Annotated in this window: 21 protein-coding genes and 1 tRNA gene; 5 read left to right on the top strand and 17 right to left on the bottom strand. The window is 63.6% G+C overall.

The annotated features are described in order from the left end of the window. Window positions 1-3: 3 nt before the first annotated feature. The 4 genes from K7W41_RS21550 to K7W41_RS21535 all read right to left on the bottom strand — a co-directional run bounded on the left by K7W41_RS21550 (window position 4) and on the right by K7W41_RS21535 (window position 3044). Window positions 4-738, bottom strand: coding sequence for a site-specific integrase (locus tag K7W41_RS21550; RefSeq protein WP_224612454.1), 735 nt, complete (start codon window positions 736-738; stop codon window positions 4-6). Window positions 739-840: 102 nt separating this feature from the next. Then, entirely contained in the window at window positions 841-1503 is a 663-nt protein-coding gene (locus K7W41_RS21545) for an adenine nucleotide alpha hydrolase family protein (RefSeq protein ID WP_224612452.1), read from the bottom strand. Between the two features lie 69 nt (window positions 1504-1572). Next, a complete protein-coding gene (locus tag K7W41_RS21540) occupies window positions 1573-2205 on the bottom strand; it encodes a hypothetical protein (RefSeq protein WP_224612450.1) in 633 nt (210 codons plus the stop codon). A gap of 59 nt (window positions 2206-2264) precedes the next feature. After that, window positions 2265-3044: a hypothetical protein gene (locus K7W41_RS21535; protein ID WP_224612448.1), complete on the bottom strand. Its 780-nt coding sequence runs from the start codon at window positions 3042-3044 to the stop codon at window positions 2265-2267. Window positions 3045-3103: 59 nt separating this feature from the next. Here K7W41_RS21535 and K7W41_RS21530 point away from each other — a divergent pair, with 59 nt between their 5' ends. Beyond that, window positions 3104-3427 carry a hypothetical protein gene (locus K7W41_RS21530; protein WP_224612446.1) on the top strand — a complete coding sequence of 108 codons (324 nt, stop codon included), beginning with the start codon at window positions 3104-3106 and terminating at the stop codon, window positions 3425-3427. 99 nt (window positions 3428-3526) lie between these two features. Here K7W41_RS21530 and K7W41_RS21525 read toward each other — a convergent pair whose 3' ends face one another. The 5 genes from K7W41_RS21525 to K7W41_RS21505 all read right to left on the bottom strand — a co-directional run bounded on the left by K7W41_RS21525 (window position 3527) and on the right by K7W41_RS21505 (window position 7615). After that, complete coding sequence (locus tag K7W41_RS21525; RefSeq protein ID WP_318010933.1) at window positions 3527-3997, bottom strand: single-stranded DNA-binding protein; 471 nt, start codon at window positions 3995-3997, stop codon at window positions 3527-3529. A 93-nt stretch (window positions 3998-4090) separates the two neighbouring features. Next, complete coding sequence (locus K7W41_RS21520) at window positions 4091-5029, bottom strand: glyoxalase superfamily protein (protein ID WP_224612444.1); 939 nt, start codon at window positions 5027-5029, stop codon at window positions 4091-4093. A gap of 158 nt (window positions 5030-5187) precedes the next feature. Then, complete coding sequence (locus K7W41_RS21515; protein WP_224612442.1) at window positions 5188-6354, bottom strand: class I SAM-dependent methyltransferase; 1167 nt, start codon at window positions 6352-6354, stop codon at window positions 5188-5190. A gap of 150 nt (window positions 6355-6504) precedes the next feature. Beyond that, a complete protein-coding gene (locus K7W41_RS21510; RefSeq protein ID WP_224612440.1) occupies window positions 6505-6942 on the bottom strand; it encodes a hypothetical protein in 438 nt (145 codons plus the stop codon). A gap of 436 nt (window positions 6943-7378) precedes the next feature. After that, window positions 7379-7615, bottom strand: a complete 237-nt coding sequence (locus K7W41_RS21505) for a hypothetical protein (protein ID WP_224612438.1) — start codon at window positions 7613-7615, stop codon at window positions 7379-7381. A 317-nt stretch (window positions 7616-7932) separates the two neighbouring features. Between K7W41_RS21505 and K7W41_RS21500 the strand changes: the two genes are divergently transcribed. Further along, window positions 7933-8008: transfer RNA gene (locus K7W41_RS21500), tRNA-Gln, on the top strand. A gap of 47 nt (window positions 8009-8055) precedes the next feature. Next, window positions 8056-8307 carry a hypothetical protein gene (locus tag K7W41_RS21495; protein WP_224612437.1) on the top strand — a complete coding sequence of 84 codons (252 nt, stop codon included), beginning with the start codon at window positions 8056-8058 and terminating at the stop codon, window positions 8305-8307. Between the two features lie 10 nt (window positions 8308-8317). Here K7W41_RS21495 and K7W41_RS21490 read toward each other — a convergent pair whose 3' ends face one another. From K7W41_RS21490 to K7W41_RS21460, 7 genes are all read right to left on the bottom strand, one after another. After that, a complete protein-coding gene (locus K7W41_RS21490) occupies window positions 8318-8716 on the bottom strand; it encodes a hypothetical protein (protein WP_224612436.1) in 399 nt (132 codons plus the stop codon). Window positions 8717-8731: 15 nt separating this feature from the next. After that, window positions 8732-9430: a hypothetical protein gene (locus K7W41_RS21485; RefSeq protein ID WP_224612435.1), complete on the bottom strand. Its 699-nt coding sequence runs from the start codon at window positions 9428-9430 to the stop codon at window positions 8732-8734. 147 nt (window positions 9431-9577) lie between these two features. Next, entirely contained in the window at window positions 9578-10351 is a 774-nt protein-coding gene (locus K7W41_RS21480) for a hypothetical protein (protein ID WP_224612434.1), read from the bottom strand. 589 nt (window positions 10352-10940) lie between these two features. Next, the gene (locus K7W41_RS21475; protein WP_224612433.1) at window positions 10941-12641 is read right to left on the bottom strand and encodes a hypothetical protein; all 1701 of its coding nucleotides are present in this window, start codon (window positions 12639-12641) and stop codon (window positions 10941-10943) included. Window positions 12642-13026: 385 nt separating this feature from the next. Then, on the bottom strand, window positions 13027-13752 hold the full coding sequence (locus tag K7W41_RS21470) for a hypothetical protein (protein WP_224612432.1): 726 nt from the start codon (window positions 13750-13752) through the stop codon (window positions 13027-13029). Between the two features lie 537 nt (window positions 13753-14289). Continuing rightward, entirely contained in the window at window positions 14290-14916 is a 627-nt protein-coding gene (locus K7W41_RS21465) for a 3'-5' exonuclease (protein WP_224612431.1), read from the bottom strand. A 749-nt stretch (window positions 14917-15665) separates the two neighbouring features. Further along, entirely contained in the window at window positions 15666-15917 is a 252-nt protein-coding gene (locus K7W41_RS21460) for a hypothetical protein (protein ID WP_224612430.1), read from the bottom strand. A gap of 668 nt (window positions 15918-16585) precedes the next feature. Between K7W41_RS21460 and K7W41_RS21455 the strand changes: the two genes are divergently transcribed. Both K7W41_RS21455 and K7W41_RS21450 read left to right on the top strand, forming a co-directional pair. Beyond that, the gene (locus tag K7W41_RS21455; RefSeq protein WP_224612429.1) at window positions 16586-17233 is read left to right on the top strand and encodes a hypothetical protein; all 648 of its coding nucleotides are present in this window, start codon (window positions 16586-16588) and stop codon (window positions 17231-17233) included. A 122-nt stretch (window positions 17234-17355) separates the two neighbouring features. Further along, window positions 17356-17688, top strand: coding sequence for a hypothetical protein (locus K7W41_RS21450; protein ID WP_224612427.1), 333 nt, complete (start codon window positions 17356-17358; stop codon window positions 17686-17688). Here the strand turns inward: K7W41_RS21450 and K7W41_RS21445 are convergent. Next, window positions 17675-18286 carry a hypothetical protein gene (locus K7W41_RS21445; RefSeq protein WP_224612425.1) on the bottom strand — a complete coding sequence of 204 codons (612 nt, stop codon included), beginning with the start codon at window positions 18284-18286 and terminating at the stop codon, window positions 17675-17677. The genes K7W41_RS21450 and K7W41_RS21445 overlap by 14 nt on opposite strands. Window positions 18287-18462: the final 176 nt, after the last annotated feature.

The raw sequence follows: 18462 nt of genomic DNA, 5'->3' as shown, positions 1-18462 counted from the left end.
AATTCAATCTTCGTTTCGGGTGCCCTTGGCGATCAGGCGGACTGTTTGGTCTCCAAAGTTGACGTCGCACAGACGGAGGCGCAAGCTCTCCCCGGCGCGACTGCCAGCCGAAATCGCGAGAATAAAGAGGGCGCGGTCCCGGTCGCAGGTGAGGCTGTGGAAAAACGCATCCCACTGGGCGTCGGAGAGATACCGCGGCTGGGTTTTCGGGAGCCGCTGGCGGTACGGTGTGCGGGCTTCTTGAGCCCAGCGTTCTTCTGGGTTGTGATGGGCGAAGCGCCGCCGCACGGACGGCCGGGCGGGGTTGGGGGGTGCGAAGGTGCCCCGCCCGATGTGATGCTGATAGAACCCCGTGATGACCGTGAGGCGGTGGTTGATGGTGGTGGGCTGATACGTGGTCGGCAGGTACGGTTTGCCTGTCTGTGGGTTGAGGCTGCCGGGAACAGGGGAAGTCAGCCCTCGAGGGATCCGGTTGGTCTTGGTGGCCCGCTTCATCCAGAGGATGTGGTCGCGTACCTGATCAGAGCGAACGGCGTCCCAGGCGATGCCGAGAGGGGCAAGCGCGTTGAGAAACGACTTCAGCTGATCGGCGTACGCCTTGATGGTGAGGGGGCTGACGTCACAGGCCAGCAGCTCCATGAGGTACTGCTCACCAGGCGCGAACACCGCGTCGTCCTGGTCTATCAGCGTGTAGGGGGGCTGGAGCTGAACCTGAGCACGAACACGGTACCGCGACATGGCAACCTCCCCACGGGCTGAACTGGCCCAATCACTGGTTGGCTTGATGGCCTTACCGTGACACACCATCAGACCTTGTGGGGGAGTAGTACGTTTAACAAGTCAGTTTGAGGGTGTAGGCACTTCGTGACCCAGATGCCGGGTCACGTCCTGACAGCCCTGGCGACTCAACCCCAAGTCAATCAGCGGAAAGGCCCGCTCGATGGTGTCCTGCACGTACCGCTGCGGCGCGGCGCAGACCCGGCGCTCTTCGCCGGCACTAAATCCAATCATGACCCGCAGAGGGCCGAAATCTTGACGGTACCCGTAGAGTGCCGCCTTGCTGGACCGTCCCTGGCGCTCGACGTACCCATACCGCTGGGCCAGCAGATGATTCAGGAAGCGGTAAATCACTTCTGTTTTCAAGTTGGGCGAGCAGGTGGAGCTGAAGCCAACCCCGCCGATCGTGTTGTTGCGTGCCCACTGGTGATACAGACTCTGCCACGCCGGACTGTGGAAGCCCATGTCTGGTGTCAGGTGAACGAACGTGACGTTACGCTCGGCCAGCAGCGCCTTTTTCCGTTGCAGGTAGGCTGTCGTTTCCGTGTACTCGTCCCCTGTATCGCTGGAAACCACCAACAGGTCACCCTGTACATACCGGCGCCGGAACGCACTGTCTTCCAACGCCAACGCCACCAATGTGGCGCTGTCCTGACCCAGGCCGTCCGAAATGACGGTCAGGGGGGCTTTACTGGGCGTCAGCAAGGGAGCCTCGAAAGTGTTCATCCTGTGTCATGCACCCCTGGACTGGTCCAGGGGTGACGCACGCCAGATCTGCACCTTTCTGGTCTAAATCTAACGAGCCACGCTTTCTGCAAGCACCTGCGGCAGATAAGCCAGAAGAGAAGCGTAGCCTGCCGCGTTCAGTTCAAGCCTGAGCCCTCGTAACGGCGCGATGACAAACCGCCCAGCAGCGGGCCAGCTGCGCAGGGTGCTCCCGTCTGACAGGAGGGTCGTCACGGCACTTGTCTGAGCCTGCACCAGCAAACTCAGGTCACGTCGCTGCACCTGTGCCGCCACTGACAACTCTTCAGTCAGGAGTTCGACGGTCCCCACGTGGCGCCGGGCCATCAGCGCGTATCCGTAATGCAGGGGCAACGTCGGCGACTGTTCCGGTACCGGACCGCAGGTCTCCAACTGCGCCGTGAGCTCCATCAGCAGTGACAGCAGCGGGACTTGCAGGTGGGCGTCTAACCCCCGGTCCAGATACACCGTGACCTGCGGTTGCCCCCCAGCCCACTGACCCTCCTGAAAGACCGTCAGTGGGGTGCCACCAACTGTTAGGACCGCAAGACTCGTTAACTGCAAGGTTCGCAGAAGAAAGGTGGCTTCTTCGGGAGACACCACCAGATCAGGCGAGGCCTCCGTCCAAGACGCTGGAGGCGGCGAGGCGGAGCGCCTGACCTGGATCATCACAAAGCCCGCCATGCAGAGCAGGTGGAGACGCTGACTTGGGTGAAGGGCACGCCCTAGCATGACTGACTGGACTAGGCTGTCGTCAACTCCTCTGACGCAGGCTGCTCAGATAGCCACGCCCGCCCTACAGCCGCTGGACCCGCAGATGCCCGCGGGTCGAGATTGACTGAGTCCGTATCGAGCACCACTTCACACAGCTCCTCCCGCTCCCGGCCGTGACACATCACTCTCAGGTGGCCGTATCCATACTCGGTGACCACATGGGCGTTCCCAGCCCGCTCATCTGCGGCCGCGCCCTCCTGATGATGCCAAAACTCTATGTCTGGCCCAGCAGGCCCCGCCGTGACCGTGTAGGGCAACGGCGGAATCAGGGGCACTAAGCTGGCCCCTGATTCCGCCGCAAACTGCTGGTGGATCTGACCTTCAATACACACGCGGGCCCCGCCGTTGATTGAAAGGTACGGCTGCCCCGCCCGGAGTTGGAGGGACATACCCTCATCTTCATACAAGGTGACGGCTGTTCGGCCCAATCCGTAGCCCGCGCGGAGCTGCTCAAATTCACGCACTGTCAGGTGCTGCGCCACCAGGCACAGCAGCGCTGCACTGATCCGCTCGCCGGTCTCCAGATTCAGCGCGCCGCCTTCTGGCGTGGTCAGAAACGTGGTCAAGATGTCTTCCACATGTAGTTGCACGCTGCCGTCAAGCTCACGGCCTTCATAGCACAGGTTGGCAATGGCCCCTTCCAGCTCGGCAATCAGCCCAGTTGTTCCGGTCAAGGGCATGGCCTGGCTACTCGAGGCGCATGCAGCGGCCTGCTGTTTCAGACGTCTGAGTGTGGCAAGTACGGACATGTGCATCCTCCAGAAAAGGGGCGGCTCAGGCGAACCCTTGCGCCAAGCATCCTGACCCTATGGAGCGGGTCAGTCTTTTTCGGTTCGAGCTCGTGGTGCCGCGCGAACAGGTCGCGCAGGTCCAGAGGCAGTGGCGACAATTGGCGGACGCCCTCCGCAGCGTCCTGCCGGAGGCCATGACCGTTATGGTGAGCACCGACGCGGGCTTGTCTGTCTGGTCCGCTGATGAAGAGGTGCTGGATGTGAGCCGGGTGCCGTGGCCGACCGCACAAGCCCTGATCGACCTGCTGGGCGTAGGGTATTGGCTGTTGCCTGGGCCAGGGGTTCGCGGCTCGGAGGTCCGGCCGGCCTGGGAACCCAAATCGCTGCCAGAACAAGGGTGAGTCCCTCAGTGTCATCCAGTCCCTCCCTGAGGCCTTGAGCCTCTTGCGCAGCCTAGGGGCGCGAGGCTTTGGGCTCAGGGAAGCCGCGCGACCTCACCGCTAGGCGGCGCGGTCCGCCTCAGAGCGTTTCGTTGACGCGGTGGAGAGGGCGTAGCGGTCTTGCCGCTTTCCGCCTCTGAAGATGGCCAGGGTGACATATTCGAAATCGCCGTCCGCCTTCTCACGGATATGTTCCGGGTCAGTCGCCTTCGCGCCGCGCGAGAACTTGACGGCCGGAGGCAACTTCATCTTGCGGTTGTCCACGGCTTCCAGCTCACGCCGGCGATAGGCGTGGCCCCGGTGAAGAATCATTTCCTCCCCGTCTGGATTGGTCCACCGCCGCGCACCGATCAGGCTCCAGTCGAAATCGGCTTCGTTGTCAAGGGGAAACTGATAACCCCCAGTGGGCACCGAACCGCTGGTCCAGCCCAGACGGCCATACTGGCGCTGGACCTCTAGGAGTTTGTCGGCGCTTCCAACATCCACTGTAACCCGTGCGCCCAGGTCGGTCAGAAACTCAATGTGTAGCATGTCGGCCCTCCAGAAGGTGATTCATGCCAAGCATTCACCCCCGGCAAGCCGGGGGTGAAGTTCTCCGGTAAATGGCCGGAAAGACGGGAGCTATCAGGCCAACGAGCTGGTCTCCAGCGACGCGACGTGGGTGTCTCTGATGGTGCTCATCGGCCAGTACTTGGTCATGCCTTCAACCACGATCTCATGCAGCTGCTCGGCCGTCACCCCGAATGCGACCTGCAGCCTCGCTTCCCACCTCTCCAGTTCCGCGTGCTTATGGGCCTGATTGGCCCGAACGGAGTTGAGGCTGTCCTGCGCATCAATGGGATAGGCCTGGTCAGCTGTGACGCGGGCACGATTGGTGGCGCGGCAATGGTCCAAATACAGTTGCCGGCGGCGCGGCTCCGATAGTCCGAACCGTTCCTCGGCCGGCGTCTGGACGGCGCGAATCAAGGCGCTCTTGACGTCATAGGTGGCCGGCCTTCCTGTCCGCCAATCGTCGGCTGAACGCATGACCATACCGGCCCAATGCCCGGCGTCGGATCGAAACTGCGCTTCAGAGGCGTAGGCCCACACGAAAACACTGTTGGGGGATGGACGCGCCGAGAAGTCCGTCCGCAGACACTGCGCCTCAAACACATCCTCAAGGAGCTGCCTCACTGCGGCGTCGGTCAGGTCTCCAACCAAGAGCAGGGAGAGGGCCACCTGCGCCTTGGCAGCGTAGTCAGTCAGTGACTCGTCCAGCACCGTGTACGTGAGAGGCACAGGCAAGGCGGCCAGCTGCTCGCCCAGCTCAGCATCAGCCGTGAGGCCGCGCTTCAGCAAAGCCCGCATGATGCCTGCGGCGGCGGCTGAAGGATGCAGCTGCGGGGCCAGCGGCCTGGCCTGCAACACATTCCAGGAGTCCAGCCCGTAGCGGGCCGCGACCACGTGCAAGCATTGCAGGTGAGAGAACTCAACACCTCTCTGGGCCAGATCGTGCCGAATAGCGTGGGCGAGTTGCTTTTGGCCAGCCTGACAGGCAGCGGCCTCAGTGGGATACGCGGACATTACAGCCTCCTTAGAGCGAGTAGGGCGATCAGGTTTCCCGCGTTACCTGACCTGCCGATGCTCTGGAGGTCAAATGTGCACTTGCCTTTACCATGCCAGAGGCTGCGGGAGGTCGGCGGCAAGCGACCGGCCTTAGTGTAAGCCTTTTGGGCCGCCCTTTACAGCAGCGCCGGTTGATTGCCGCGGTCCCGCTGGAGCGGGACGAGCTCTACAGGCCGGATTGCGGCGGGCAGCTCGGGGCACGGGGCGCCGAGCCATGACGCCTGTCTCCGCTCAATGAAAGCCTGGTACAGATAAGCGTGATCCTCGTCCAACAGTTCAAGGTCAACGTCGATTTTTTGAAGATCGCGGCAAAGACGGCTGTATAGGGTCTGTAAATCAGCCCTGATGTCCTGACCGCCGCGCCACTTCGCCTCGAGCCTTTCTGCAGCCAGGTAATAGGCCTGATCATTCTCAAACGTCAGCAGTGCCTGAAAGGCGTGCCATGAGGGATAAAGGGTGCCACTGGCGTTGAATGGTCGGCGCTTCCAGCTCTGATCCTCCTTCCAGAAGGTCAGGGTGACGGTGGCCACTTCGGTCCCACTGGCCTTGAAGCTCCCAGGGGCGTTGGTCTGAAGTGAGACAGGAAATCCCCTGGTTTCCTCAAAAAAAGTGCCCTGCCTGGCCAGCGCTGATGCGGGCAAGATGGCCACCAGCAGGCCATCCACCGCCAGATGGTGCCAGCAGCGCCGTAGGTGAGTCTGCCAGGCCTGCTTGTCGCCCGGTACGGAAAATGGCGGATTGGCCAGAATCACGTCGTAAAGCGCTGTGGGCTGAAACGTCAAATAATCGTCATGCACGACCGTCCACCCACCGGCTTGCAGACGCTGGGCCCGGACAGGATCCAGCTCGCATACATTGATTTCAAACCCGTGCGGCGAGGGAAGGCACCGCTCAAGGGCGGTGAGCAGAGCACCTTCTCCGCCATGAGGTTCCAAGATGCGCAGGGATCGGATTCCACTGGCCCAGCCAATCGCCTCGCTCACGAGACGCGCCACCTGGTCCGCGAGCGGCGGCGGCGTGGGGAAAAACGCCAGCGGATTGCGGTCAGGCAGGAGGCGCGTGGCCAGCGCTTCATCCAACCGCCCTTCGCCCTCTTTCCGGGAACCGTCAAATACATGGCACTCCCGCCGCTTGACCCAGCGCGCCGAGAGTCGCTGAAGTACATCTTTCAACCGGGCATAGAGGTCAGGATCAAGCGGCGGGAGGTGCAATTCCAGTGCCTGGGCACCGCTGCGTGTGGCACTGGACAGCACCGCATGAAGGTCTGAGGCAAGGGGCGTCATGGGCATCGGCCAACCTGAAACCCACCCGGGTCGCGGGTGGGTGACGCAAGACGAAGCGAGGGGCGAGGCATTCACATTGAAGAGTTGTCGGCCAAGAAGCGGCGCTCAAGCGCTGGATAAGGAGCCGACGTGGCTTTTTGGCGCCAATGCCTATGCTGGAGAAGGGTCAGCTGGCGCTTCGTCAAGTACGGCTCTTCCCTTCTGAGTAAGCCGCCAGGTCACCTTGTGCCGTTGAACAGGGTGGGGCGAGGCGACCACCAACTGCCGGCTGACCATACGGACCAGCACATTCTGTGTCGTGCCCTCACCGATGCCCGACAGGGCTTCCAGCTCGAACAGCGTGGGATGCTGCCCTTGACGTTCGCTGGTTTGAAGCAGCCGCAGCAAGGCCAGGCGGCGGCCACGCTCAACTTGACGGCGCGCCAGAAGATCTGGGCTCCAGACAGGAAAATACCGGGTTGCCAGCGTGCCGAGTACACCGCAGACCAGCAGGGGCCAGAGGCCGCCTGTCAGGTTTAGCAGCCGCAGACCAACGCAAGCCAAAAAACAGAGGCCAACCAACAGTGCAAGGTTGCCCCAACTCAGCATGGCGGCCCTTGAGTTGATGAAAGAGATGCCCGGCAGCGACCCCCGGCTTGTTTTCCGTCATCGACTGTACAGAGGGAAATCACGCAACTCCTTTGTGACGCGCGAGGCTTTTTGACATGCGTGGGTCCTCACTGATCAGAGTTTGAATCATGTTCTTGGGCTGCGCTAGGGGGTTGACCGTCAGCACCGAGCGCCTTTTCAGGATGTTGGGCCTCCCGTGGGCGCCGGATAGGCAAGTAGGCGGCTGAAAGAGAGGTGACGAGCAATGTGGCCACGACAGCTGCCATGTTGTCCGTCGTGTTGCTGGTCTCGGTAGCCGTCGAGAGCGCGAGGTAGAGCAGCGCCCACAGGGCGCTTAAAAGAGCGATATTCCTCCAGTACACGGTGGGCTCCCGGTGCTGCGTGGATTCGAAGTGGCACGAGCCGGCCTTGGCGTCTAAGCCGCGATGAGTTTTCCTGGTCGCTGCGCGGCGGCGCGGCCAGCATCCGTGATGCGCACCCCAGCCTGGTTCAGGCGGGTGTACCCGTAGCGGGAGAGTTCAAGTACCTGCCCTTCAATCTCTTTAAGCCGGACAGCGCAGGCTTCAGCAATTTCGGGCAGCGTGGGATCCCGGCCAAGTTCACGGCCCGCCAGATGGACCGCTTTCAGTGTTCGTTCAATAGGTAAGTGCATGCAGAGCTCCTGAGAAAGGGCTGGACGCTCTCTGCGTCCAGCCCGGGCGCCAGCGGGCCCGTCACAGCCGGGCGTTGGTCCGCAGGTCATGTCCGCGGCTGGCATTCAACCGCGGCTGTCTTTACCGTGAGCGCGCGAGGGTCACAAGATCAAGTGTTGCAACACTTCAGCGGGTTAGCTGCGTCAAACGGCGCAGGCCAGCTATGCCACTGCGCGGATGAGCAGCGCGTGCGTGCGGGCTAGCCTCTAAGGACGCGAGTTGAGCCGGTTCAAAGCACACCGGTCCAGCCCGTAGCCAGTGGAAATTCCCCTGCTGATGCTTGATAGCTCAATTGGGAGAGCAACCGGCTTTGGACCGGTGTGTTCCAGGTTCGAGTCCTGGTCAGGCAGCCACGACGTCGGGGTCCCTGTGGGGACCCTGACGCCTTTACGGTCTGGACATGACGCTGGCCGCGAAACACAAGATCCTCCGTGACGATCTGCAGGCTCAACTTCCCCACGGCATTGTGGTCGACAGTGTCTCAGAGCAGGGGTCAGAGGCATTGACCGTCCTTCTGCGCTCACATGATCCTTCCACCCTGCAGCCCACGCAGCACACCCTGACCGTAACCGGCTGCTGGTCCGCACAGACCGTTCTGACTCAGATACTTCAGCTCCTTGACGACGGGTGGCCCCAACAGAAAGAGCGGTGATGACAGCCGGTTAGGCTGCCCGTCCCTCTCCCTTGTCCACCAGCTCAATCACAAGTGCTGTGCTGCGCGGGACCGTGACCGCCACCTCTTTTACCTCTCCGGCGTGCAATACCTTCGTCTTGATCAGGTTCTGCACTTTCTTGGCGTCGATGGTGGCTACAGCCAGCGCTTGGTCCGCTCCAAACTGCTCCACGAAGCTTTCGAGTGGATAGACCGTGCTGTGACTCGTTTTCAGCACCGCCCGCAAACCTGCGCTCTGCACTGTGAGACCGCCCTGCAGGTCAGCTTTAATCAGAGCGTTGAGGGCATCTTTTTCAGCTTCAAGTGGAGCAATCAGCGCGCGCAGTTCTTGATAGCGGACCAGGCGCTCTTCAGGGGTCAGGGCAGACAGTGCGGCAAGATCTAACATGGCAGGCTCCTCGGTTCAGCTGGCGTGGGGGAAGTCGGGGAAGAGTGAACCGGATTCGGCGGAACTGTTCAGCTTGAGAAGAGGCGCTCCGGTGGAAACACGCTGCGGTGAAGCGGGACGGCTCTGGAGCACCTCGCCTGCTGATCCCCGCGTGGCCTGAAGATCAGCGGGACTGAACAGCTGGGGGGTGTGCACCTGCGACAACCACTGGCCAATCTCCCGCAGTCCCCGCTCTACACCCCGGTACCCGACATAGGTGCCGTCACAAGAGTCGGCGTGGCAAAACGTCAGATGACGCATGCGCCGGGCGCTGTTGACCCGGCCAACGTGGGTCCGGCAGCCTGCCGCATGGGCCTCTTGAAGCAGCCAGGCCCCCTGAGCGGCGCGCCAGGCATCTGTACCGCCGAGGAACGCCACATCGCATGGAGGCAACTCCAGGTGTTCAGCACCGTCTTGCAGGCAATAAGCCAGGGGGAAACCGTCACTGGCCATCAGAGGGGCGTAGTGGAGGTAAGCGCTGAGGGTGGCGGCGCCGTCGCCAGGCACGTCTGGCACCACCACGAAGGCGCAGGTGGCCTGGTGGGCTTGAAGCCGACCCAAGTGGCGCACGTAGCTTTCGTGGTCGTAACCGTGCTTACTCAGGGCGTCACAGTCACTGGCCCACCGGCGCCCCTGACGGATGCTGCTGGTGTTGCCCATACGCGGGCCTGTCATCACCCCCAGACGCGGATGTGCATCCAAGCGGTCAAGATCACTGCTGGTTGAAGCGAAGTACCACATGAGCGGCCAGAACCCCCGCATGGTGCGGGGGTGAAAGATCAGCTCAACCTCCTGTGGCTGTCCATCAGATCGCCCATCTGTTCAAGGCTCAGAACAAGGCGGCTGTGGCTCTCTAAGGTGGTCACGCAAGCGGTCGACGTCGTGGTTGGGGACAGCCGCGGGCAGGGGTGGCCGGGTGTCTTCCGGCTCGGGGCGCTCCAGCGCATCGATATTGGGAATCACAGCGGCGGTCCGGCCGGTACGCTTCGTGGCCGAGAGTATTTCCTGCAGGAGAAAGGTCTTGCCCGCCCCCGCGCTGCCGAGGATCGCCAGCGGGTGACTGAACGGCCCGGCCGGGTCCAGGACAAGCTGGGCCCCTGCGGGCAGCCGCAGCGGAGTGGGCGGGGCCTGGAGCGCAGCGGTGGAGTCAAGGTCGCCCTGCTGTACCGCTTGGCGGGAAGAGGGCTGGCGACTGGCCCGGCCCATGGTGAGGGGGCTGTCCTCAGGAATGGTGAGAACGTCCGCTCCCGGCACGGCCGGTTCTGAGGGAACGTCTTCTGCCAGCCCAGACTGAGGCAGTTCAAAGACACGCTCCAGCGCGTCCTGGCTCTGGTGCTCGGTCAGATCGGCGCCGTACCGAGTCAAGGCCTGTCGGAGGGCCAGGTCCTGTGCCAGTGCTGGGAGCCGCTCCAGCCCTGGCCGGGCTGAGAGGGTGTTCCAGTCGGTGCCGTGTAGCGCGGCAATGACTTCCAGGGCCCGCTGAGACCCCAGGGGGTTGAGACCTAGGTCTGCCAAGTGACGGATGAGTCGTTGGGCGGTGCGCTTGTGGGCACGCCGCAGCGCCTCCTGGTGGAGGCGAGACGGGGCGTTGGACATTACAGGCTCCTTCAGACGAAAGAGGTTGAGGGTCCCGCATTCCCCAACCCCGTCTGAGGGCGGTGGTCTGGGTAATTACTCGGGTCGCGCTTCACCTGACCAGACGTGCTGGCTGCGAGCGGCATAGGCGGCGAACCAGGGCCGATTTCATTGTGGGTTGGGCCAGGGAAGCGGTCAAGGGCTTCAGCTCAGGTCTTCTCCAATTTCTGGGTCGTCTGGGGCTCAGAGAGGGCTGTTCAGGTGCAAGCCCCTGAAGACTTTGGAGGGGCGGTACCGCCAGGCCAGCACCATCAGCTTCACAAGTGGGCTCTTTGAATCCCTGGTACACTCGCACCCGTGCCTGGCCGCGTGGGGACGCGGCGGTCACGCCGAATGGGGCGGGGCGCGCAGGTAGATTGTGCGCCCCGCCCGTTGTTTGACCGGTAGGAGTTGACCCGAAGTGTTCTGGTCCAAGCGGCGCACTTGGCGACCGGCTCCCTTCAGAAGGCGTGAAGTCAGCGCCGATGACCCTGAAGGGAGCCGGCTTGTGCCGAGATGCGGGGTCTCCCAGTCTCATGGTGCGGGGGCCGTGGCCACGTGCAGGGTCACCCTATCCTTCTTTCGGGAGCCCCTGCGTCACCTGTGTCAGAACCGGCTGGAAGGACCGCACCATCAGTGGCCAGCCTGGGTGAGGTGACGGCTGAAGGGACACAGGCGGTCCGGTCCGCTCCACGACAGCCAGAGCAGGACACGGGGACTCATCCCAGCGGACCGGGTGCAGCAGACGGCGCGCCAGGCGCAGAGGTATGCCCCGTTCAAGCAGCATCACCACCCCCAGGATGTCGTCATTCTCGGTCAAGGGGCGCCGGTCTTGCAGCACCGCCCACTCCAATGCCCGGAGCGCGACTGCCCGCGCGGCCTGCGCCTCGTTCCCATCAAAGTCGATCTCGAACGCCACACTCTCTGGGGTGCAGGCCGCCACAAAGGCGGCGGGCAGGGCCTGCAGCTCGGAGCAGCTGGTGAGGTCGACGTCAGGAAGCGGCCGCTCATCCGAGGCCCAGGGGTCCGGGTCCGGCCAGCGGCCCTGCGCGAGCGCCGCCGCGTGTTGGGCGATGGTGGCCGTCCTTGGCCAAGCCTGGCGCGCTTGCGTCAGCAGCGCCCTCTTGGCCTGCTGATAATCGGCCAGGGCCGCCTGGGCTTCCGGCGGCGTCCGCACCTGCGGCGGTTGGGGTAGGCCCACCAAACCCCATGGCAGCCTCCGCCAGCGGTCATCCAGCGCCGAGAGCAAGGTCAGGCCGTCGTGCACGAACGCGGGGCCCCGCAGTTGCTGACCATCCCACCGCAGGAGCGGCACCCGCTGCTGCCAATGCGTCCCCAGGTTGAGCGCCAGGGTGCCCGCTGTCGTAACGCGCTCGTCAACCTCGGACGCGGCCACGCTGGTCCCCGACAGCAGCGCCGTCCGGGCGGCCTCTGCTGTCGGGAAGAGCCCAGGCCACACCCCGCGCACCGAAGGGGCCCAGAGCACCCAGCCCAGGGCCTCGCCTGTTTCTGCCTGTAAGGGCGCCGCTCGCCAGACGCCCGACCAGGGCAGCGCCGACCAGATCTCGTCCTGACCGAATCGCCCCCAAGCGCTCGCCATAAGCCGCCGCAGCTCCGCGTCGCTGGGTGTGACGCAGGCCGGTATCTGTGCCAGCACCCGCTGAAGGCGCGCCCAGGTGTACACCTGTTCACCGGCGCCCAACTGATAGCGCCGGGCCGGTGCGCCCAGGGCCACCATCCGCTCGCTCAGGGAATGGGGACGTTCCTGGTTCATGCCGCTGTGCAACTCGTCCAAGTAGAACAGTGAACGGGACCCGGTGCGGGAAGGGGGAGACGGAGGCGGCCTTAACTGGCGGTCCAGCGCGGCCACAGCCAAGTTCTCCAGGTGAGCGGCCTGCGCGAACCGCTGCGCCTGGTCCAGCGGGACGGTCGTGCGCTGGAAGAGGGCCCAGGTCACCTGCCCCTGGATCCAACCGGCCGGTAAGGTCGGGCGCAGCAGGTCAGCTACAGCCGGGGGCCAGCGGTCTGGTGGCACCCGCTCGCCCGTGGCCAGGTCAGTAACAGGCAGGGCGGGCGGGATGTGTATCGGCAGACCCGTCCAGTCCAGGGTGGGCTGCGCCTCCTGCTGGAGATCGTGGAGATCGCGGTACCCCAGGGCCTGGGCCAGCCAGGTCTGGGCGGTGGCGAGCGGCAGCTGGGCCGCCTTGGCCAGGCCGCGTGCGGAGCGGGTCAGCGGTCCATGGAGATCGGCCGTGGTGACGGGGATGCGCATGAAAAGGGTCCTTGCCGCAGCGCGGGATTCAGGTGCTGGCTGGCCGAATCCGCTGCGGACATGAACAGGGAACCGGAGAGGAAGAGAGACACTCAACACTTCGCGGCACAGCCTTTGCCAATTGCCAGCGGCACGGGGGAAGTGAACCCCACTCTGTCCCAGAGTCTAGGCAGTGGCCGGTGCCCGATGTCAAGTCGGACAGGCGGCCGCCCCCAGACGGGGCGCCGGGTAGACAGGATCCATCCGGCAAGGTGAATATTGGCCCTGCGGCCCAACTGGCCGGCACCGTCCGAAGCGCCTGCACGGAAACGTCAACCCCCTGAGGAGCCGGTGCGTTCGAAGGGTGGGTGGCTGCGGGCGCCAACTGCACGAGCAGCGGGAGCGCCTAGAGCGCGTGGTAGTCGCTGATCCCGTCCGTGAAGGTGAACTCGGCGGGCTGACCCTCCAAGCGGGCGACGTGCAGCACATCCCCGATGCGCTCATCGTGCATCACGAGGTAATAATGCGACACGGTCGGCAGATCAAGGGGATTCGGGTGGTCGTCATCGGTGGGGTACATCACCGCGACGGTGGGCCCTGGGGTACTCAAGTGCCCGACCAGCGTGCGGGTGTCGACCAGGTGTACGCTCCGGCGCTCGGTGACCTGATTGACCTGCGCGAAGGTCTCGTCCAAGGTGTCGCGCAGGTCCGGGAGCGTGTCGAGGGCGTCCTGAACGATGGCCTGGAAGAGCGCTGTTCGGGGGTCAGCGATGGGGTCCTCCGGCGGCTGGATGAACGGTGGACGGGGTGCAGGCGCTCCCGGTGGTGCGGCTGCCGGCGCCGACGACTGGAGGAGCTGCGCGACCAGGTCAGTCAGGCGCTGCTGAGCCTGCGGAAGATCCACCGTGCAGACGCCGCCGTCCGCGTCCAGCGTGCCGGTTACGGCGCCCGCACGGATCAGGGTGGCGTACACGTCAAATTTCCACCCGCCGTTGCCAAATGGCCGTTTGGCGCTGAAGGTCTCGTCGTTGAGCAGGGCAGTGAACAGGTGCTGCAGGTAGGCCCGGAGGGTGAGGGGCTGGGGGAAGTCGTCGGAGAATACGTCAAGGTCCAGGAGAGCATTCAGGGTCATCTGGGCTCCAATGAAAACGAGTGTGGCCCAGACGGCGGACGCCTGGGCCAGAGGGTGGGTTGAGAAGGTCGCTCAGCGAATGGCGCGGTTGGATCTGTGTGGGGTCGTTTCGCCCCGGCGAGCAGGCAGGACAATCTTCTTGCCCGGCCTCACCTGTTCATCCGGACGGTCATCATGACCAGGTTGGTCTGCGCGTGGCTCAGCCCAAGACGGTGACTTTCGGCCATGATCTGGGTGCGCGGCGCCCGGCGACGCTGTTGCACAAACGCAGTGAACTGGGTGATGGCACACGCCTCGCATTGACCGCTCTGGTTCAAGGGGCGACGGGATGGCTGGTGGCACTGGGTGCAGCAAGGGGCCGGACGGCCGATGGCAGGTGTATCAGGGTTAGCGTGATGCATGGTGGACGCTCCTTGGGGTGAACAGCAGAACCCTCCACCGCGCAGGTCGGGTGGAGGGTGAACAGTGCCTCAATGCACCTGCTGTGGCAGGCAGCGCTGGGGCGAGGGAACTGGGGCCCAGCGCAGTGGGGCCTGGTCAGGCTGGGGCGCGGCGGGCGACCGCGAGGATCAGTTGGCCGGCCAGCCAGGCGTCGCCGGCAGCGCTGTGCGCGCGGACCTGGGTGGTGTCGATCCCCTCAGCCTCACAGGCTTCCGCGAGCTTGACAGTTTTCCAGAAGCCGCGGCTGGTGCTCCAACGTGGCGTGGGGAAGAGCGAAGCGTAGGCCAAAGCCACACAGCCGAATTCCGGCAGGCCGCGTAGATCAAAGGTGCGCTCGATGACGGGCCGGTCAAAGGCTTCGACATACGCCAAGGGCGTGTTAAGGGTCAGCAGCTCAAGCACCTCAGCGACATGTGTGCGCAGGTGCGGGAGGCCGCGCAGCTGCTCACGGATGTCCGGGGCTTGCATGGCCAGGGCCCCTTCGGTCCAGGGCGTTTCAGGCTCGCCGCGCACGTCGAGGAGTATCCGGGTGTGCCCAGGACGGCCGGCAGCGATCTCCCAAGCCTGGCCCTTAAGGCCAGTGGTTTCGGTATCAAGCACGAGGGCGCGGGGGTCCGTGGCCCAGGCGCGGAACTGGGCGAAGGCGGCCGCCTGGGTTTTGGCGGTCGTTTCGGCGCTGGGCTGCGGGTAGGCTGGAGTGGCGGGTTGCTCAGTCTGCGTCATAGGGCATCATCCTTAATTCCCTCAACCCCGCGACTGCGGGGTGAAAGCAGTTCTTCGCCCGGACGCCTCCTGCCGAAGCGGGCATTCTGGGACGAAGGGAACAGATTGGCTGAGAGCGCCAGCAGTCTAGATGTGCCCGGCCACTCGCGTCTTTGCATTTACAGCGGTGAACACTGGCCTGACTGGCGAGGGCCAGAGCCTGATCCAGCAGCGGCTTCTGTGAGTGTCCCAGCGCGAGCTTCCTGCCATGACCGTAAGCGGCGGCGAGCCGTCTCCACGTACTGCGCCCACTCTTCGTCTGACAACTGACTGAGGTGCGGGAGCGCGGTCATGCCACCATCCCAGTTTCGCTGCAGGCACTACAGCGGGCAGGCGTCACCCACCAGCAGCCCTCAAGGCAAGGCCAAGCCTCCGTACATCCGCAGGACGAGCAACTGTGTGCCCCGGTGTATGCCGCGTAGGCCCGCTGGGCCACGTCCTCATCACACATGACCGCCGGACCGTAGAGTGTGCCGCTGTGATCCACGCACGACTCCACCAGGCCCTCATGGATCAGCACCGTCAGCGCGGTCGACACTGTAGCGAACGGAAGATCAGGCAGTAGAGCTGAGAATTCTTGTTCAGGGAGAGGCCCGTGATGCCAGACGACCAGCAACACTTGCCCGAGAGCCTGAGTGGTCACGACTCACCTCCTTCGGGTGAATGGTTAGAGAATACGCCAAATACGGAAAGTGTGCGATGAATTTCGCCTATGACGTGTTTTTCGCCTGTGTCAGTTTCGCTGCGAGGGCCTCGACGGCAATCATGACGTTGCGGGTGACGACCGTGGCGTCGCCGATGATGGCAATTCGGTTCGGCCTGAAAGCATATGAGAATGCCAGCTCATCGAGAATCTGCTTGGCCTTGGGGCAAGTCCGGTAAGCCTGGCGCAAGAAGACCAGGTGAGCGGAAGCAAGTTCCTCGTCTGAAAGCGCGCGGTAACCGCGGCGCCGGGGCGTCAACGGCGTGAAAGGTCCCCCCAGCAGTGTGCCGGAGCGGACGCTGCACTCCAACTGTGCACCGTCTGGATCACCCAAATGGGCCAAATGGGCGAACAGGAGCCCTAATGGCGCTACAGGACGCGCAGACGGCAAGGCGGGGGCCACCTGTGACGTGGGAGCAATGCGCCGGAGTGCGACGGGCGGACGGGCCAGGTTTGGTGTAACAAGCGACATGCCTGTGCCGTCACCGCAGGCGTGCCTGCGGTGACGCTCCTCCCTTCAACGACTGACTCCAGAAAACGACTCATCCTAGGCCAGCGCATCTTCTCGCAAACGTGATGACACTTACCCCCAACCGTGCAGCCAACAGACCATACTGGCCGTGGCTTTGCGGGCCTGTCCGTCCCCTGAAATAACGGTAAATCGCAGCAGTGAAGAGATGTTCTGTTTCGTCATCCTGATGGAGGGCTGAAACAACGGGGACCTTTCAAGCCTCTGAGAAAGGAGACGAGATGTTAGAGAGAAGAGCCGTCGCGACGTCGTTGCTGACGCAGCTTGGCCGTCACAGCCCAGAGTTCAAGCGTGGCCATGTGTATTCACTCCTGGCCCAGCTGTGCGGCTTCCGTAATTCAAACGTCTTGGGGGATCAGCCTACCCTGACGCCGCAGTCTTTAGAAAGGATGACGCCTATGCTTCAGCGGTTTGCTCGTGGTTACGGCGTAGAACTTGCCCCTATCCGGGCGCAGCACATCTTGATGGCCAGCGGTTTGAGGGTTCCTGAGCGCGTCCGGGCACTGCTCTCGCCCTGGGACAACTGGCGGGGCCTCTATACCACGGTCCTGGCAGATCTGCTCGCCCAGGCACCAGACGCCAGTCCAGAGGAACTGGTGGAGCGGTTGCTACAGGGGCGAGGTGAAGCGGTGCAGGCGTTCCACGAGCGTCATCCTGATTCGGGTTTCTCCTCGCGGGCTTTGCTGCAAGCAATGCACGTCCTGCGGCAGAAGTTGGCCGTGCATGAGTGGCAGCACCCTCTGGATTTCCTGGCACGCATTGAGTACGTCACCAGTATCAGTCATGGCCGGGGTGTAGTGGTGGCCTCTCCGCAGATTGAGCACCATGCGGGCAGTCCATTCGAGTATGTCCGGCTGTACCTGGCGGACCGGCAAGGCCACGAACCCCAGCCTGAGCGGGCCCACTTATGGATGCGCCCAGACGGCACCGTGGTGTTTTCCTGCTCCGTCCACGACCTCCATGAGGACGCGTGGCCCCTGCCTGCCATCGGTCAGACCCTGTCGTTTCGCATGACCCCGTCGTTCGCCGACGGCACTGCCATCTGAAGCATCAGTCCCACCACGTGCGATACCGCACATTTCAATACTTCAGCGCCACCTCGGGCTGAAGTTTTTTTGACTGTGCAGCTCCGACGTCTTTGCCAAACTGGTCGGCAAAGGAGGGTTTTATGCCCACTCAATTTGTTCAATTCTCTGTTGGTTCCACCCACCCGCTGTACCAGAATGATCTGGTCGACGCGCTCTCCTCCGCTCTGGAGCATCTGCCCACTCCTCCAGGTTCCGTCGCCCTGGGCGTCAAGGCGTCCGTCCTTGATGGTTTCGGCCCCAAGGGTCAGCGGTTCATGGTAGAGATTGGGCCTCTGGCCGAGGTGTCTCTGGCCTGGGTGCAAGCGCAGATTGACGCCCTGGCCAGCGTTTCGCCTGAGCGGGCGCCCATTCTCGCGAAACTCAATGCCCACGCCACGCTGTCCTTCGGGCCGGTGGAGTTCATGTCCTCCTGATCGGGGCCACCACGTCCGGCGGGCAACCTGTCTTCTGTTCTTCGCACGGGCCGACATCCTGGGTCGGCCCGTGCGGCTCTTCAGGTGTCGCCCGGAGGTTTTTCAAGGGCAGGTCATACTCTGCCCTGATCAGCTCGGCTGCCTGCTGCGCCTGAATCGTCATGGGCGCGTACGGCAGCGACACCAAGTGGATGGTCTGTGCAAACGTTTCGGACAGGCCAAGCGCCTGGAGACTGCCGGCGTCCAGATACCGACCAGCGGTGTGCCACGCCGTCATGGTCACTTCCGCCTCACCCAGAGCGGCGAGCGCCTGGAGGGCAGGGGCAAGTTCACGAACGTAATCAGCCTGCCGCGCAGGGCGAATGCCGATCACCACGAGGTCGGTTCCCAGGCGATCCTGGGCGCCGACCACAAGGCGCCGGGTGAAATGGGCTTCGGCTTCAAAGACGAGGCCTACGTTTTGTTCCGGTTCACTGACTGCCTCGGCCGCGTGATCAAGCAGCGCAGAGCGCTCAGCCATCGTCAGGGCGGCAGAGAGCAGACGCTGCGTCATGCGAACGCCGTGGTCAGTTAAGCAGACGGTTTCGAGCACTACCATGCCGGCACCTTGAACATTCTGGTCATACGGCGCTCAAAACCCTCTGCCGAAGCGGAGGGTGACTTGCTCCGGCGGTTGAAGCTGGCCAGACCCTCCCCGCTCCGGCGTTCACTGGTTTGGAGTGGCCACTGTGTCCACGACCTCTCCAAGAGGCACTTCAGGCAAAGTGCCCTGGG

This window comes from Deinococcus multiflagellatus (genome assembly GCF_020166415.1).
In the GTDB taxonomy this organism is placed as follows: Bacteria; Deinococcota; Deinococci; order Deinococcales; family Deinococcaceae; genus Deinococcus; species Deinococcus multiflagellatus.
Note: the sequence above shows the minus strand (reverse complement) of the source record. Positions and strands in the feature narration are given on the sequence as shown.

Bases quoted from the DNA above. Each gene is read 5' to 3' on its own strand.
- K7W41_RS21550 (WP_224612454.1), bottom strand. From the start codon at position 738: ATGTCGCGGTACCGTGTTCGTGCTCAGGTTCAGCTCCAGCCCCCCTAC.
- K7W41_RS21545 (WP_224612452.1), bottom strand. From the start codon at position 1,503: ATGAACACTTTCGAGGCTCCCTTGCTGACGCCCAGTAAAGCCCCCCTG.
- K7W41_RS21540 (WP_224612450.1), bottom strand. From the start codon at position 2,205: ATGGCGGGCTTTGTGATGATCCAGGTCAGGCGCTCCGCCTCGCCGCCT.
- K7W41_RS21535 (WP_224612448.1), bottom strand. From the start codon at position 3,044: ATGTCCGTACTTGCCACACTCAGACGTCTGAAACAGCAGGCCGCTGCA.
- K7W41_RS21530 (WP_224612446.1), top strand. From the start codon at position 3,104: ATGGAGCGGGTCAGTCTTTTTCGGTTCGAGCTCGTGGTGCCGCGCGAA.
- K7W41_RS21525 (WP_318010933.1), bottom strand. From the start codon at position 3,997: ATGCTACACATTGAGTTTCTGACCGACCTGGGCGCACGGGTTACAGTG.
- K7W41_RS21520 (WP_224612444.1), bottom strand. From the start codon at position 5,029: ATGTCCGCGTATCCCACTGAGGCCGCTGCCTGTCAGGCTGGCCAAAAG.
- K7W41_RS21515 (WP_224612442.1), bottom strand. From the start codon at position 6,354: ATGACGCCCCTTGCCTCAGACCTTCATGCGGTGCTGTCCAGTGCCACA.
- K7W41_RS21510 (WP_224612440.1), bottom strand. From the start codon at position 6,942: ATGCTGAGTTGGGGCAACCTTGCACTGTTGGTTGGCCTCTGTTTTTTG.
- K7W41_RS21505 (WP_224612438.1), bottom strand. From the start codon at position 7,615: ATGCACTTACCTATTGAACGAACACTGAAAGCGGTCCATCTGGCGGGC.
- K7W41_RS21495 (WP_224612437.1), top strand. From the start codon at position 8,056: ATGACGCTGGCCGCGAAACACAAGATCCTCCGTGACGATCTGCAGGCT.
- K7W41_RS21490 (WP_224612436.1), bottom strand. From the start codon at position 8,716: ATGTTAGATCTTGCCGCACTGTCTGCCCTGACCCCTGAAGAGCGCCTG.
- K7W41_RS21485 (WP_224612435.1), bottom strand. From the start codon at position 9,430: ATGACAGGCCCGCGTATGGGCAACACCAGCAGCATCCGTCAGGGGCGC.
- K7W41_RS21480 (WP_224612434.1), bottom strand. From the start codon at position 10,351: ATGTCCAACGCCCCGTCTCGCCTCCACCAGGAGGCGCTGCGGCGTGCC.
- K7W41_RS21475 (WP_224612433.1), bottom strand. From the start codon at position 12,641: ATGCGCATCCCCGTCACCACGGCCGATCTCCATGGACCGCTGACCCGC.
- K7W41_RS21470 (WP_224612432.1), bottom strand. From the start codon at position 13,752: ATGACCCTGAATGCTCTCCTGGACCTTGACGTATTCTCCGACGACTTC.
- K7W41_RS21465 (WP_224612431.1), bottom strand. From the start codon at position 14,916: ATGACGCAGACTGAGCAACCCGCCACTCCAGCCTACCCGCAGCCCAGC.
- K7W41_RS21455 (WP_224612429.1), top strand. From the start codon at position 16,586: ATGCTTCAGCGGTTTGCTCGTGGTTACGGCGTAGAACTTGCCCCTATC.
- K7W41_RS21450 (WP_224612427.1), top strand. From the start codon at position 17,356: ATGCCCACTCAATTTGTTCAATTCTCTGTTGGTTCCACCCACCCGCTG.
- K7W41_RS21445 (WP_224612425.1), bottom strand. From the start codon at position 18,286: ATGGTAGTGCTCGAAACCGTCTGCTTAACTGACCACGGCGTTCGCATG.